Consider the following 14,034-nt stretch of genomic DNA (forward strand, 5'->3'; position numbering starts at 1 on the left):
TTATTGCTTTTAGTAGGCGATGGTATTCTGGATTGGGAGAATTTACCAGCGGACTTTCTATCCGCCGGTTACACTCATATGTCGGCCAACGGCGGGGGTACTATCATGCTCGCGGTCAATGACAAAATCGTGCCCTTTGGGTTTGCGGCTAATCGCTTCTTCGATCGCTTGATCTAACTTCTCCAGACCATTTTCAGATCGGATTATTTTCTTCATGTCAGCATTATCATTTTGACCAAGGCACATATACAGCATTCCGGTGCAAGTCAGTCGCACCCGATTACAGCTTTCACAGAAGTTATGGGAGAGGGGAGTAATAAACCCTATTTTTGTGCCGCTTTCAGCAACATCCACATAGTCTGCAGGGCCGCCCGTCTTGTAGTCTGTGCTAGTTAATGTCCAGGATTGAGAGAGTTTTTCTTTGACTTCTTCCAGCGACAGAAAGCGATCAGAGCGCAGTTCGTCAATTTCCCCCATTGGCATGGTTTCGATGAAGGTGATGTCCATGTCACGTTGCCCAGCCCACCGAACCATTTCGTCAAGTTCCATATCATTTACGCCTCTAACGGCTACGGTATTGATCTTGACTTTGAGCCCTGCTTTTTGAGCCGCATCGAGGCCTTCTAAAACTTTATCCAAGTTTCCCCATCGGGTGATTTCTTTAAATTTGTGGGGATCAAGTGTGTCGAGGGAAACATTTATTCTCTTCACGCCTGCAGCTTTTAAACCGTTGGCATATTTACTCAATTGACTGCCATTGGTGGTCAAAGTCAGCTCGTCCAGTTCACCGCTTTGAAGATAAAGTCCAAGATTATTTATCAGGGACATAATTCCTTTGCGGACCAAAGGCTCCCCACCAGTTAAGCGAACTTTACGAACCCCTTTGCGGATGAATGCGGCAGTAACAGCTTCCAACTCTTCCAGGCTCAGGACATCTTTCTTTGGCAAAAAAGTCATATTTTCTGCCATGCAATAGGTGCAACGGAAGTCGCAACGATCAGTTACAGACACACGTAGGTAGGAAATTTCCCTGCCAAAAGGATCAATCATGACACACTCGCTCAGCCTTAAACACACACACATTATATGTAGATAAGATTATAGACTGTAACGGGTTTTACAAGGATGTTTATTTTCAGGTTTCTGAATAGGAGATTTTGCCGTTCAAAAAATCCTCGTTATGCAGGGCGCGGATGACGGCATCTTTCTTCAGCAGGCCATAAAACGCTATTAGATCCTTTTTTTCTTCGGACGTCAGAGAAAAACAAGGGTCGTGGCTTTCCATGATCAGAGATATGATTGTGTCGAAAACCTGTTTATCGAGATCCAAGCCTCTGCAGGCAATGGCTAAGCGTTTAGGATCCTGTCCATAGAGTAGTCCCTGCAACTGCAATCGGGTGACATCGATTAATCGGCAAAAGCCAAGCTCGAAAAGGTCTACTTCACCTTGACGAAGAGATTTGACCAAGAACCCAATCGTCAGTTCATTTGCATCCTGAAGCTTTTGAATAAGTTTTTCGGAAGGATCATCATCACTGGAGATCGAGCGGATGGTTTTTTCTCTATCTTCAGGATCAATTGATAAAACGTTGGGATTAATATCGAACTTTTCACTGATCATTTGTCTCAATGCCATTGAGACCCAACGATACATCTTTTCCGCAATTTCCACCGGTAAGAAGGGGCGTTGAAGCAGTGGTTTTTGATATGCTTCCACAGTTTTTGAGCGATTGCTCAGTATTTCTAAAGTCTCGAGCGGGATGGCGGCAGAGTGATTATTCAATAGTTCCAGACAGACTTCCTCATCGCCAAGATCGCAAAGAACCCTGCATACCGCTTCTCCAATATCACCTCGTGCAGCAACGGCAAGTTGGTGTTGACGGGAACGTGTCTTGACGACTTTTATAAGGTCGGCTTCTTTAAGAATGCCGCTGTCCTTCAGAATAGGATAGGCAATTTCAATGTCGTCATTTGCCAAAAACGTTGCGAGATCGTGTGGGATGGCATCAAGTTTTGCAACATTCTTGGAAAAATGAGCGCGAATTGATTTTTCAACGTCAGAGGTGATGCGGCAGATGATGTCAACCATCAGTTCTTTTTCGGCATCCGAAAAATTCTGATCTTCATCAATCAGCAAGTTCCCTATTTTTTCATAGAGAAATTTTCGTTGGTCTGGAGACTTGTCCTCCGCCAACTCCACCAGACTCAGAATCTGGTTAATGTTTTGTTGCTGCTGTGCTCGCACTTATCCCACCGCTACTCTATTTGAAATTGAATAGTGAGCGAGTGGAGTTAAAAAACTCTAAACAGATAATTTATTCTTAAAAACTATATTGAGCGATTGCATCAAATCATGAGGGGCAGGTGAACTGTAAACCGGCTTCCTTTACCAACTTCGCTTTGAACGGTTATGTTTCCATCCATCAGGCGAGCAAGTTTTAAGGAAAGAGTTAGACCAAGGCCGACACCATCCTCGCCACGGCTGTAGATTCCATTATGTGCCTGTTTGAATGCTTCAAAAATTTGCTCTTGTTCAGACTCAGCAATTCCAGGACCTGTATCCCAAATCGTCAAAAGTAGTTTGTCGTCTTCAATGTGAGTGTCGAAGCCTATTTGACCGCCTTCAGGGGTGAATTTAACTGCGTTCCCGAGAATGTTGACAATAATTTGGAGGCAACGAGTTGGATCAACTTTTAAGTCAAAATCCTGGTCAATAGTTGCTTCCGACAAATCAATATTCTTGTCTGCAGCTCGTTGCTGCACAAGAATCAGTGCATCCTTGACCATCTCTGAAAGTGAAATTTTAGCAATCTCAATTGGGATGCGATCACTTTCAATTCGCGCAATGTCGAGTATATCCTCAATCAAGCTAAGGAGATGTTTGCCAGAATTATGGATGTCACCAATATATTCTTTATATTTTGCGCTAATGGGACCAAAAGTCTCGAGGCTCATTACTTCCGCAAAACCAATGATAGCATTTAGCGGAGTCCTGAGTTCATGGCTCATGGTCGCCAAAAATTCATCTTTGGCTCGGGCAGCAGCAACAGCTTTTTTGGCTGTCATTTCAAGCTGCATGTTTTTGCGGGTAATTTCTCGGATAGCGTTTTCAAGATCTGCCCGTGACTCGCTAGCTTCATTTTCAGCAGAGAGACGTGCTGTGATATCGTCACTGGTTCCCCGATAGCCGACAAAGCGACCCTTTTCGTTGAAAACCGGCACACCACTGATGTTAAACGTTTTGGGAGAGCCATCTGCATTTATGATTTGCATTGGTTGGGCACGGAATGGGATGTGACGGGCCATGGCATGTTCTGCCTTGCTAAGTCCACCTTCCATGTTTTGAAAATCACCGAGTTCAGTTAGCGCTTTTCCTTTCAGGAGGAGAGGCGGGAGGCCAACAGCCTGAACAGCGCGATCTGAAATAAAGGTAATTTCCCCATCTTCATTGGTTTCCCAAATCCAGTCCGAGGCAGCGCGGGTTATGTCTAAGAAACGGCGTTTCTCCAGTCGTAACTTTGTTTCGGCACTCACCTGGCGCGTTGAATTAATGAAAGACCCACAAACCGCAATAAATTTGTCGTCTTTGTCAAAAATCGGGAAATGGCGAGACAAATAGTATTCAACACCCTGAGCTGACTCTACCGAAACTTGTTTAGTTTCAGGGTCCTTGGTAACAGCGATCCGTTTTATGATTTCGACATGGTCCTGCTTTAGGGCAGGGAAGAGACTATCTTTTACACGGAAACTTTGTGAACTGTTGAAAATTTCCGCATAACCAGAATTGACATAGAGCGGAGCCCCATCTGGTCTGGCGATATACATTGGAAGGGTTTGATCAAACACGGCATCAAAGAAGTCTCTGCTAATGACGCTTTGGACACCCGTCGAAAACGCGCCGTCCTGTTTGCCAGTATTCTGGCGCAAGGAGATTACTCTCCCGGATACGTTATCTGACATCTATACATCAACAAGTCTTTGACCCGCTGTCCCCTTTACTATCCCCCAAAAAAGCGTCCTAAATAGACGCTCTTTGACTTCCTAACTGTTCATCTAGTTCTTCAACGGCACTGGTATAGGCAGTATCAAGCTTCCAATGAGCAAGGATTGCTTTTGCATCATACTGACTGAGGCTGTCATAGAACTCCATGATGACTTCCAACTCTGCTGGTTTCATCATTTTTGTTTGATCCGTTGAGGCACCCCCCCGTCGGGTCAATAAATACACGGCTGAGAAACTGTTTCTTTCAAAGCCAAGAGCTTTACAGACAACAGCCATAGCCTCCGCATTCTTGTCGTAAACAAAACGGCTGAGTGTTCGCGTATCCAATCCGGAAACAATGGCAAAACCCGACAGAAACAGACGGATTTGACGGCTTCTCAGAATCTGGATCAAGGATCTTTCATTCAGCTCATTCTTTGAGGCCATGTGAGCCGCAAGCCGATCTGCATGGGTTTCCCCAAAATCGGGTACTTGCTCATCCTCGATCAGCTCTTTCGCGGAGTGGGCGAGGGTCTGGTCCAGTTCAACCGGATCAATTTTAAAGTTTGCAAGGATATGACGACGTAAAGCTGCGGAAACCCACCAGAACATCTTATAGGCCAGTTCAGCCGGCATATCGTAACGGGCAAGCAGAGGTTCTTGGAAGCTGTCGACGCGTTTTGACTCTTCGACCAGAAGTGCCATCGCCTCCCTTGAAATTTGAGCGTCTTTGTTCTTAATCAGCTCTTCCATGATGTCATCGTCACCGTATTCGATGAGCATATCGCTGATGAGTGGACTGATATCGTCCCGTTCCGTAATCGCCAAAAGATGTTCTTTGGTTCTAAATTCGATAACTTCCAGAAGGTCTTTTTCTAAAAGTACTCGGCTCTTTACAAGGATGGGGCGCGCGACATCGATCTCATCATTTGCAAGTAAAGAGACAAGTTCAACGGGAGCTGTGTTGGATGTGCTTAGTTTCTCGGAAAGGGCAATACGGATTGTGAGTTCAACGTCTTTTATCAGCTTTGACATGATGTCAGAGATGTGAGCGCGTTCCTGCTGGCTGAGGCGCTCTTCCTCTTCCAGGAAAATACCACTGATGTCTTCAAATAACTGACTGCGTGCAGCTTTCGACTTGTCCCTGGACAGGGACATCAGTGTATTAATATCAATACTGGTTTCACTCACCATATTAAACCTATACTAGGGTCAAAATTCTTAAAAATAACTTTATACCTCGAATCGACCTCAGGCTTATTCACGTCTACTAATCTGCAAAGCCCTGTTAACTGCAGTTTTTCTATAAAAACATTTACGCTAGGTTAATTAAAGTTAATCAACTGAAAAGAATAATTGTCTAAAATTAAACTTAAATGCTTGCGTAAATGTCACAGTTTTTTAAAGGGTTTTCTCTTAGTAAAGGGTTGTTTTGAAGGAAAAGTTGTACTCTTTTTTCGTCAAAATGAGCATCCATAGATATGGATGGGGAGATATTAACTATATGTGGTGTTGATAACCTTAGGCTTTACTACGCTTGAGTAATGAGGTGCCGGAATTGCTCTTTTCTTGATTGTTCAGTGAGAATTGAAGAGATTTTACGGTGAAATGAAGCATGCTTTCAGATGATTGACGAGTGATTTGCGAAAATTCGTCTCATTTTTGAAAAGAATTAGAGTGGTTTTACACTTCCTTAAGGTTGTTTTGTCAGATTAAGTCTCTGAACAGAATTCAAACAAAGGATTAGGTGGGGAGCCACCCAAAAAGGGGTAACTGTGGTAGAAGATTATCATGAAATGACTCGGTTGATCGAACGTTTGCATCGTCGGTTTTTGGACGTGTTGCGTGCCGAATTAACCCTTCTGGAAATTTCAGACATCAATGCGGTTCAGGCTTTACTGCTTGCGAATATTGGCGATGAAGAGGTCAATGTTCGGGAACTCATGTCGCGAGGATATTACCAGGGGTCCAATGCATCCTATAATCTAAAGAAGCTGGTTGAAATGGGGTATCTCATTCAGGAAAAATCTGAGAGAGATCGCCGGGCCACAATGATTAGATTGTCAGATAAAGGTCTTAGCCTAATCAAAAATCTGTTTGAGGCAGAAGAAAAGCAGGCGAATATGCTCGCTAAATCTAATCCGGCTCCAGATTTGGAAGTGACGCGGAAATCCTTGCGCCAGATTGAGCGGGTATGGACGGATTACATTCAATACGGCGTTTAATTGTTACGCAACGATCATAAGAGCCGGCTAGATAGCCGGCTTTTTTGTGCCTGGATGTTTACGAGAAATCAATTGTTAGGCAAAAAATTCCTAGTGTCCGGATGTTCAGGCGGCAAAAAATGCCTCGATAGGTAAAAAGTGCCTATCTTTCATATGGTAAATAAAAGGTTAAATCCTTTGAAAACAATGACTTATAATTTTCACAGTTCTGGCACGTGATTTGCAAAAAGAATAGTGGGTTAATATACCTCGAACTCAGGTTCGTCCTTAAAATAGGAAAGTAGCATACTTGATATAGTACGAATGCAGCCCGATTATGGTTGATTTTTCGGATCACACCCTTATCGCTCCTTTTCTCTAGGGACATCCATGATGTCGAGCGATTTTCCCACATAAGTATTTGTAAGTTTGAACGACGTTTTTAAATTTCGTCCAGCTTTTCGGCTTATCTAGAGCTGAAATAAACATTCGAAGTCGGTTCGGACGCCTTGACTTGGGGTCTGGAAGATTGGATGTTTACGAGTTGGTAAGATTTGGCGTTATAAGATTACTTGCTTAGGAAAGGAAGAGGAGTTGCGAAAATGGACGTAGCCCCAATTTCAAAACCAGGTATCGGGATTTCAGATCCAAGATCTGCGAACGATACTCCGAGTGCTGGAGGTCCGAGTGAGGATGGATCAGTTGCTCTTAAGCCGGCCGAGTTTGAGCGGGAAAGTCAGATAGATGATCCAGTTCGCCGTGCGGAGCAAGCAATAGGTCCGTTTTTCGAGGATGAAGAGCAACCTTTAGGTCGCTTTTCTATTGATCAAGATTCAGATAGTGGACGTTTTGTTTACCGTCTGATCAATTCTGATACTGGTGAGATATTGAAACAATTTCCCGGAGACTATGTGCTTCGCCGGGTTGCTTATTATCGCGAGTTAGAAGGCCTTGCGGTTGACAATAAAGTCTAGGTTTCACTCCTGGTGATTGAAACCTAGACTGAAAAAATTATAGGCCTCACTTCGCGACATTCTTTGCGGTCCAATATCTCTAATTTTACTCAAAAATCCGCAAAATTTTTCAAATCACTTCGTTAAATGAAATCGAGCCACCGAGTGTGCGACTGTTTTTTGTTGCTGCTGAGGAATGAATGGACGCTGTTGCATTATACGTCTGCGGTGGCCCTTTCTTCTTAGCGACTTCATCAGCTACGGCTTTCACAATACCTTCGGTTACTGTTTTGACGGTTGAGAGCCGACGGAAGTGTGCATCAAGGATTTCATAAAATTTCTGGCTTGTTTCACGAAGCTGATCAATATCTTCCTTTGGATAGGCTTTGTAATGATCCGGTGCAGATTTGAGCATCGTCATTTGCTGGTTGTAAATCGCAACAAGTCTGGTCTTCTCAGATTGATTTTCAGTCATGGATTGAGCGCTATTGAGGGAAAGCAGCTCATTTTCAAACTCCAAAATCTGGCTCAGTCTGGAGATTTTTTCTTCCAACTCTTTTGGCGTGAGAAGGACAGGTTTACGTTGTTCATTTGAATATGTCATTTAGACCTCCTGCAGGGCTAGAATTTCGCGATACACCATCTCGGCGATACCAACGCCACCCTGGCGGCTCATGGATTTGGCGTACTCATCGTTCAGCATGGAGCGAAAAACTTTTTCTGACTCTCCGCCACCGAATGTCTTGTCAGGCTGTAGTCCAGAAGACATGTGGTTGAACATTTGGCTGATAAAGAAGGCTTCAAACTCTTCTGCCGTTTGTTTGGCTTTCAGATCAACCGGCTTGGCGGTTTTTCCTGTAGCCTGGGTCGCTTGGGTTGCAGCGGCCGTTGCATGTGATAAATAATCAGTCATTACATTAGCTCTATTTCTGCTTGGAGGGCTCCTGCAGCCTTGATGGCTTGCAGGATGGAAATCATGTCTCTTGGGCCAATACCCAGTGCATTAAGTCCATCAACGAGATCCTGAAGGCGAACCCCGGAATTGAGGACAGTCAGTTTTCGGTCACCATCTTCTTCAACCTCAACAGTAGTTCTCGGAACTGTTACAGTTTCGCCGGTTTCCGCAAAGGGACCTGGTTGAGAAACTTGTGGTGTTTCGGTGATGCGAACGGTCAGGTTTCCTTGAGCAATCGCAACCGTATCTACTTTCACGTCTTTTCCGATAACGATGATGCCGGATTGTTCGTCAATGACTACCCGGGCCATTTGATCAGGCTCGACCATTAATTGCTCGATATCTGTCAATAGGCTGACCATGTCATCGCGTTGACTGCCCTGGAGGTTCAGGACGACTGTTGATGGGTCTGTTGATTTGGCGACTTTTGTGCCAATAAATTTATTGATTGCCTCTTCGACCCGGCGGGAAGTTGTGAAATCTGGGTTGCGAAGTGAAATGCGCAGTGTCGTCAAGCTAGACAGATCAAAGCCAAGTTCACGCTCAACAATTGCACCGTTCGCGATCCGACCAGCTGTTGGAACACCTTTGGTCACGGTTTCCGCCTCGCCGCCCGCAGAGAAACCCGCAACAGTAACGGACCCTTGGGCAACAGCGTAAACCTCACCGTCAGCGGCAAGGAGTGGGGTGACAACCAGTGTACCTCCCAAAAGGCTTTCAGCATCGCCAATGGAACTGATTGAAACGTCAATTCGAGTACCTTGACGGGCGAATGGGGGCAGGGTAGCCGTGACAACCACAGCGGCAACATTATCTGTTTTAGACTCAGCGTCCCTCGTGTTGACGCCCAATCTTTCCAGCATGGCTGTCAGACTTTGCTCAGTAAATGGGGAGTTGTTAAGGGAGTCGCCCGAACCGTTTAGGCCGACAACAAGCCCATATCCAACGAGAATGTTTTCCCGAATACCTTCAAAGTCGGCGATATCTTTCACGCGAGAAGCTGCAAGCGCTGTAGGGCTATTCATTGCAAAAATGGCAAGAATGGCAATAATTCTTCCGGCGAGGCCCGATGGCTTCAAGGCCACTTTCAAACAGGTTTGAATGTTATCAAATATGTTGCGTTTCATCTGTACCCAACTCTTTTTCTAAGAGACGTGATGGTGTCAAAATAAATACTCGCAACAATCAATGCGAATTCCGTGCCAAATCAGATGCGATTTAAGTGGTTGATAAATATGGATATTTTTTTGGGTCTGTCGTTGTAAAATTGCCGCTCGGTAACTATTTCCTGTCTGCTCGGCAATTTTAACCTCTTGATATTTTGGTAAAAAAGACCAACAGTACCAATAGGATACGTTGTAAATTATGACGAGTGGTGACTTGTATGAGCATGAGAGTCTCAGGACCTGGCAGAGTTGGCTCTACTCAGAAATCTAAAGGGTCTAAATCTGCTTCAAAGGTTGAGGGCAAGTTTGTTGTTCCCTCAGACAGCTCTGATGTGCAAACGACAAGTAATGTATCCTCTTCTTCTCCTATCGCTTCGGTGGATGCAATTGTCGCTCTTCAGGGTGTGGAAGATTCTGTTTCCAAAAATAAGAAAGCTGTGATGCGGGGGCAGGACCTTCTTGCGCGTCTGGAAGAAATTCGCCATGGCTTACTAATTGGAGCGATTCCGGTAGAACGTCTCAAGCAACTTCAGAGCACATTGTCGCAGATGAATGTTGAGGCAGAAGATCCAAATCTTGCCGAAATAATTGGCGATATTGAACTCCGCGCCGCGGTAGAACTGGCGAAACTCGGCTATTGATCCCAATTTGAGACCTTTGTCATATTTTTTTACAAAATATGCGTTTATCATTTCCGTATAACATACAATGTATGATATAGACCGACATCTAAAATTTAGATGTTCTAGAATTTAATTTGCGCTATTTGGAGTTGCGTAATGAACGTTCATTTATCCGATGATTACAGGCCATCCGAGGACGAGCCGTTCATGAACTCTCGTCAACAGGAGTACTTCAGAAATAAACTGCTGAAGTGGAGAGCTGAAATCCTCGCAGATGCGAACCAAACGATTACGAACCTGCAAGAGGAAACCGTTAAGGAACCTGATATTGCAGATCGTGCCTCAACTGAATCCGAAAGAGCCCTTGAGCTTCGTACTCGGGATCGCCAGCGGAAATTGATCGGTAAGATCGATGCAGCGCTGCGGCGGATCGACGAGGGCATCTACGGTTATTGTGATGAGACCGGGGAGCCTATCTCTCTGAAACGCCTCGAGGCAAGACCAGTTGCGACACTGAGTCTAGAAGCGCAAGAGCGACATGAACGCCGCGAAAAAGTCTACCGGGATGACTAGTTAAAAAAAAGCCGACGAATTTCTCGTCGGCTTTTTTTATTGGGCTTTCTGCGTTCTATTAGAACGGGAATATGATGTCGAATAGCTGCTGTCCATAGCGGGCTTGCTGGACGTCTGTTAAATGTCCTCTTCCGCCGTATGCGACGCGTGCTTCTGCTATTTTTGAGCTCGCAATTGTGTTGCTTGAGGTAATGTCTTCTGGCCGAATGACGCCTGTGATGTACAGATCACGGCTTTCAAAGTTCACGCGAACTTCCTGGCGGCCAGAAATTACCATATTTCCATTTGGCAAGACCTGAGTGACGATGGCGGCTATCTCCATTTCGATAGTCTCGTTACGTGTTACCGCACCGCTTCCGTCTACTGAATGGGTGCTGCCGAGATCTGCAGCTGTTTCTGGTGCAACAGCTTCAGGGAAGATTTTGGACAATTGAGATTCTAATCCCAGCAGGTTAGTGATGCCCGCTTCTTCAGAGCTTGTCCGAGAAGTGGATGTTGAATTATTCAGCGTTGCCTGGTCTGCAATTTCGACAACGACTGTCAGGATGTCACCAATCCGGTTCGCCCGCTGATCTTTAAAGAAGGCGCGTGATCCTGGTCTCCACAGGGAATTGGCTTGTTGAATTACAGGTTCAGGCCGCGGCATTGGCAGAGAAACTGGTTTATAATTTTTCTCAGAAACAGGATTGTCGATCTTGGAAAGAGGAGGTGCCTCTCCGATAGCGGCAATGCGGCTGTATGCGTTACATCCAGCAAGAGCGGTTCCTAGTCCGAACAACAGGGCGGCTTTTGCGAGTGTTTTCATGTTCAGGTGGGTCATCTTCTAATCTCCACTTATTGGATTACTGAATGCCAGCCAACAATTGCTGGGCAGTTACAATTCTGACTTCTTGGTCGCTGATAATCTCAGCCTGGATAGGTTTCCGACTTGCGATATTTTCAACCCGGATCACATCACCTGTGGATCCGCTTTCGAGCGCACGCCCTGTAATTGACAGAGCAAGTCCACCGCGTTTTAAGGTGACAGAAACAAGTTTCCCCTTAGAGATGGTTACGGGTTCACCAAGATTATTAAGGCTGATCGTGCCGCCAGTACGAATAGTCCGCTTAGGGGCTTTACCGATTACATCTTCAATCCGCAGTGCGATGTTTCTTTTAACCTTGCTCGCTCGGACTGGCTTGTAGTCAATATTCTCTTCTGTGATTTCATCACCAGCGACAATGAGCTTGGAGGTTATAGGAACCATAATCTGTGGGTAGAAGTTGCCCGATACTCTGAAGCGGCGAGGGCTGTCTGAATTCGCTGGAGCAACAAGCACTGCAACAAAGGTTTCTTTATCCCGATTGTATGAAATCGTTTCAACCGCAGCCAAAGGATCTTCTGTAAGAGCAACAGTTATCCGCTGTGTGTGACGCCCCATGACAACCTCAAATTCAGAAGTTCCCATTTCAAGCTCCAGTGTGTTTCGGATCTCTTGAAGAATTTGTTGCTCAGGAATTTGTTGCCCTTGTCTATGGACAACGATCTGACTGATGGATTGTTGCGGCAGCCATTTCAGACCGTGCTTATTGGCAACAAATGCAAGAGAGGATGCATTGAAGACAATACTTTTGCCTGGGAGTGGGGCTGTCGCGATTACGTAATCAGATTTTCCTTCGGCACCATGAAAAACATCTCCAAAGGTCACGCTTTCACCTTCAACCACAATATTGTGTTTCAAGGTCACTTGTGCGGCAGCAGCTGAGTAGGCAAAACTTGCCATGCTAATCAACACTGCTATTAATTTTGTGAAATGCTTCATGGTTTCAATCCTCTATATTAAGAGATTTTCGGCTTATCTAAGCTGATTGGTTACAGACATCATTTCGTCTGCTGTCGTAATAACTTTTGAGTTCATTTCGTAGGCTCGCTGGGCGCTGATGAGGGCTGTAATTTCACCCACAGCATTCACGTTGGAGCTTTCCAGATATCCTTGGCGAATTGTACCAAAACCAACGGAGCCTGGAGCTCCTGTGCTAGGGGCGCCTGATGCAGTACTTTCTTTGTAAAGGTTTTCACCTAATGGCTGCAGGCCAGCTTCATTGAAGAAAATTGACAGATCGAGCTGTCCAACTGTCTGCAGGTCTACCTGACCATCGATTTTAACCTGGACTTCACCGCTAGAGTTGACGGTTACGCTCAAGGCATCCTGTGGTACGGAAATGGATGGCAAAACGCTATATCCATCCTGCGTTACAATCTCGCCAGTTGGGCTGATCTGAAATGATCCAGCCCGAGTGTAAGCTTCTTCCCCTGATGGAAGCAGAACCCGGAAGAAACCGTCGCCCTGTATGGCCAAGTCGTATGTGTTGCCGGTGGATTCCATACCACCCTGATCAGTAATCCGATAGACGGATGCCGCTTTAACACCAACACCGATCTGAATACCGGATGGGACAATCGTACCAGCATCGGAAGATGAGGCGCCAGCCCGACGCAGATCTTGATAGAGAAGATCCTGAAATTCAGCTCTTTGCCGTTTAAAGCCGGTTGTTGTCATGTTGGCAATGTTGTTGGAGATCACATCTACATTGAGCTGCTGAGCCAACATGCCAGTTGCTGCTGTTCCAAGTGCACGCATACTTATACCCTCTCTTAGTTCATTGCAGGCAGTGTATCGACTGCCTTCATTTGCAGTTCATGCTCAGCGTCCAGAAGTTTCTGGGCGGACTCATAAGCACGAAGAATTTCAATCATTGTGGTCATTTCCAGAATTGGATTGACATTGGAGCTTTCCAGACTTCCTTGCAGAACTTTTGCATTCGGGGCCGGAAACGGATTTTCCCGTCCAGCATCGTAATAACCGTTACCGACTTGTGTCAGGAGCTGGTTGTTGTCGAAAGTGACGAGTTCGAGCTTCAGAACATCTTCTGTACCAAGGTTGATCGTTCCGTCAGCAGCAACTTCGATGTCTGGATTTGTCAAGTCGACTTGAATGGTATCGTTGCCTTCATCGACAACAAAGTCGCCATTGCTGGTAACCAGGAACCCTTCAGGGTCTAGTTTGAAGTTACCATTGCGGGTGTAGCGAATTCCTTCTTCTGTCCGGACTGTAAAGAAACCGTCACCAGCGATCGCAAAATCGAGTGGCCGGTTTGTGCCATAAATCCGACCTTCGCTTTGATCGTGATAGACACCATAGTCCTGAACAAAAGAGATCTTGGCATTGGGCTGATCCTTTTGCAGATATTCTTCAAATACCGGGCTGACGCTCTTAAATGAGGTCGTTGACATGTTAGCCAGGTTATTTGCGACGATGTCCAGGTGCCTTTTTAGCGCCATTTGTTGGGACAAGCCGACATATACTGCATTCTCCATTTAACTCCGCCTTTCTGGCAAAAATTACACTTGCCACCTTTAATGCATAAGGCGTGCCAAAAATATTATTCATATAAAACAATGACTTATGAAATTCGTGTGATCGGAAGAGGGACTGTAAGCTGAACAAAATTCCGATTAGTCGGTAATTTTTGCCACCTTTATCTCAAGACAGAGGAGATCAATGTGTGGGTAATTAGTTACGGTTGCATTTTGCGAG

15 protein-coding genes are annotated in these 14,034 nt (G+C 45.4%); 4 read left to right on the forward strand and 11 right to left on the reverse strand.

The annotated features are described in order from the left end of the window. Window positions 1-57: 57 nt before the first annotated feature. The 4 genes from moaA to HH301_RS10700 form a co-directional block, all read right to left on the reverse strand. A complete protein-coding gene (gene moaA / locus HH301_RS10685; protein WP_169568891.1) occupies window positions 58-1,050 on the reverse strand; it encodes a GTP 3',8-cyclase MoaA in 993 nt (330 codons plus the stop codon). An 85-nt stretch (window positions 1,051-1,135) separates the two neighbouring features. Next, window positions 1,136-2,245, reverse strand: coding sequence for a DUF2336 domain-containing protein (locus HH301_RS10690; protein ID WP_169568892.1), 1,110 nt, complete (start codon window positions 2,243-2,245; stop codon window positions 1,136-1,138). A gap of 101 nt (window positions 2,246-2,346) precedes the next feature. Further along, window positions 2,347-3,960, reverse strand: a complete 1,614-nt coding sequence (locus HH301_RS10695) for a PAS domain-containing sensor histidine kinase (RefSeq protein ID WP_169568893.1) — start codon at window positions 3,958-3,960, stop codon at window positions 2,347-2,349. A gap of 58 nt (window positions 3,961-4,018) precedes the next feature. After that, on the reverse strand, window positions 4,019-5,173 hold the full coding sequence (locus HH301_RS10700) for a DUF2336 domain-containing protein (RefSeq protein ID WP_169568894.1): 1,155 nt from the start codon (window positions 5,171-5,173) through the stop codon (window positions 4,019-4,021). Between the two features lie 584 nt (window positions 5,174-5,757). Here HH301_RS10700 and HH301_RS10705 point away from each other — a divergent pair. Next, window positions 5,758-6,207 carry a winged helix DNA-binding protein gene (locus HH301_RS10705; RefSeq protein ID WP_206378266.1) on the forward strand — a complete coding sequence of 150 codons (450 nt, stop codon included), beginning with the start codon at window positions 5,758-5,760 and terminating at the stop codon, window positions 6,205-6,207. A gap of 581 nt (window positions 6,208-6,788) precedes the next feature. Then, window positions 6,789-7,160, forward strand: a complete 372-nt coding sequence (locus HH301_RS10710; protein WP_169568895.1) for a flagellar protein FlaG — start codon at window positions 6,789-6,791, stop codon at window positions 7,158-7,160. 109 nt (window positions 7,161-7,269) lie between these two features. On the opposite strand, the gene HH301_RS10715 is transcribed toward HH301_RS10710, so the two are convergent. The 3 genes from HH301_RS10715 to HH301_RS10725 are packed head-to-tail and all read right to left on the reverse strand — an operon-like array spanning window position 7,270 to window position 9,221. Beyond that, window positions 7,270-7,743 carry a hypothetical protein gene (locus HH301_RS10715; protein WP_169568896.1) on the reverse strand — a complete coding sequence of 158 codons (474 nt, stop codon included), beginning with the start codon at window positions 7,741-7,743 and terminating at the stop codon, window positions 7,270-7,272. After that, window positions 7,744-8,052: a rod-binding protein gene (locus tag HH301_RS10720; RefSeq protein ID WP_169568897.1), complete on the reverse strand. Its 309-nt coding sequence runs from the start codon at window positions 8,050-8,052 to the stop codon at window positions 7,744-7,746. Then, a complete protein-coding gene (locus HH301_RS10725) occupies window positions 8,052-9,221 on the reverse strand; it encodes a flagellar basal body P-ring protein FlgI (protein ID WP_169568898.1) in 1,170 nt (389 codons plus the stop codon). Before HH301_RS10725 ends, HH301_RS10720 begins: the two co-directional genes overlap by 1 nt. A 257-nt stretch (window positions 9,222-9,478) precedes the next feature. Between HH301_RS10725 and HH301_RS10730 the strand changes: the two genes are divergently transcribed. Beyond that, the gene (locus HH301_RS10730) at window positions 9,479-9,901 is read left to right on the forward strand and encodes a flagellar assembly protein FliX (protein WP_169568899.1); all 423 of its coding nucleotides are present in this window, start codon (window positions 9,479-9,481) and stop codon (window positions 9,899-9,901) included. A 138-nt stretch (window positions 9,902-10,039) separates the two neighbouring features. Continuing rightward, window positions 10,040-10,456 carry an RNA polymerase-binding protein DksA gene (gene dksA, locus HH301_RS10735; RefSeq protein ID WP_169568900.1) on the forward strand — a complete coding sequence of 139 codons (417 nt, stop codon included), beginning with the start codon at window positions 10,040-10,042 and terminating at the stop codon, window positions 10,454-10,456. 58 nt (window positions 10,457-10,514) lie between these two features. On the opposite strand, the gene flgH is transcribed toward dksA, so the two are convergent. The 4 genes from flgH to flgF are packed head-to-tail and all read right to left on the reverse strand — an operon-like array spanning window position 10,515 to window position 13,814. Further along, the gene (gene flgH / locus HH301_RS10740) at window positions 10,515-11,276 is read right to left on the reverse strand and encodes a flagellar basal body L-ring protein FlgH (RefSeq protein WP_169568901.1); all 762 of its coding nucleotides are present in this window, start codon (window positions 11,274-11,276) and stop codon (window positions 10,515-10,517) included. Between the two features lie 22 nt (window positions 11,277-11,298). After that, window positions 11,299-12,258 (reverse strand): flagellar basal body P-ring formation chaperone FlgA, encoded by a 960-nt coding sequence (gene flgA, locus HH301_RS10745; RefSeq protein WP_169568902.1) that lies wholly within the window; start codon window positions 12,256-12,258, stop codon window positions 11,299-11,301. A gap of 33 nt (window positions 12,259-12,291) precedes the next feature. Further along, window positions 12,292-13,077, reverse strand: coding sequence for a flagellar basal-body rod protein FlgG (gene flgG / locus HH301_RS10750; protein ID WP_169568903.1), 786 nt, complete (start codon window positions 13,075-13,077; stop codon window positions 12,292-12,294). Window positions 13,078-13,091: 14 nt separating this feature from the next. Further along, window positions 13,092-13,814, reverse strand: coding sequence for a flagellar basal-body rod protein FlgF (gene flgF / locus HH301_RS10755; protein WP_169568904.1), 723 nt, complete (start codon window positions 13,812-13,814; stop codon window positions 13,092-13,094). Between the last annotated feature and the right edge of the window lie 220 nt (window positions 13,815-14,034).

Source organism: Sneathiella limimaris (genome assembly GCF_012932565.1).
In the GTDB taxonomy this organism is placed as follows: Bacteria; Pseudomonadota; Alphaproteobacteria; order Sneathiellales; family Sneathiellaceae; genus Sneathiella; species Sneathiella limimaris.

Coding starts and splice junctions, on each gene's coding strand:
- flgG (WP_169568903.1), bottom strand. CDS start 13,077: ATGCGTGCACTTGGAACAGCAGCAACTGGCATGTTGGCTCAGCAGCTC.
- HH301_RS10710 (WP_169568895.1), top strand. CDS start 6,789: ATGGACGTAGCCCCAATTTCAAAACCAGGTATCGGGATTTCAGATCCA.
- HH301_RS10715 (WP_169568896.1), bottom strand. CDS start 7,743: ATGACATATTCAAATGAACAACGTAAACCTGTCCTTCTCACGCCAAAA.
- flgH (WP_169568901.1), bottom strand. CDS start 11,276: ATGACCCACCTGAACATGAAAACACTCGCAAAAGCCGCCCTGTTGTTC.
- HH301_RS10725 (WP_169568898.1), bottom strand. CDS start 9,221: ATGAAACGCAACATATTTGATAACATTCAAACCTGTTTGAAAGTGGCC.
- flgF (WP_169568904.1), bottom strand. CDS start 13,814: ATGGAGAATGCAGTATATGTCGGCTTGTCCCAACAAATGGCGCTAAAA.
- HH301_RS10720 (WP_169568897.1), bottom strand. CDS start 8,052: ATGACTGATTATTTATCACATGCAACGGCCGCTGCAACCCAAGCGACC.
- moaA (WP_169568891.1), bottom strand. CDS start 1,050: ATGATTGATCCTTTTGGCAGGGAAATTTCCTACCTACGTGTGTCTGTA.
- HH301_RS10695 (WP_169568893.1), bottom strand. CDS start 3,960: ATGTCAGATAACGTATCCGGGAGAGTAATCTCCTTGCGCCAGAATACT.
- flgA (WP_169568902.1), bottom strand. CDS start 12,258: ATGAAGCATTTCACAAAATTAATAGCAGTGTTGATTAGCATGGCAAGT.
- HH301_RS10730 (WP_169568899.1), top strand. CDS start 9,479: ATGAGCATGAGAGTCTCAGGACCTGGCAGAGTTGGCTCTACTCAGAAA.
- dksA (WP_169568900.1), top strand. CDS start 10,040: ATGAACGTTCATTTATCCGATGATTACAGGCCATCCGAGGACGAGCCG.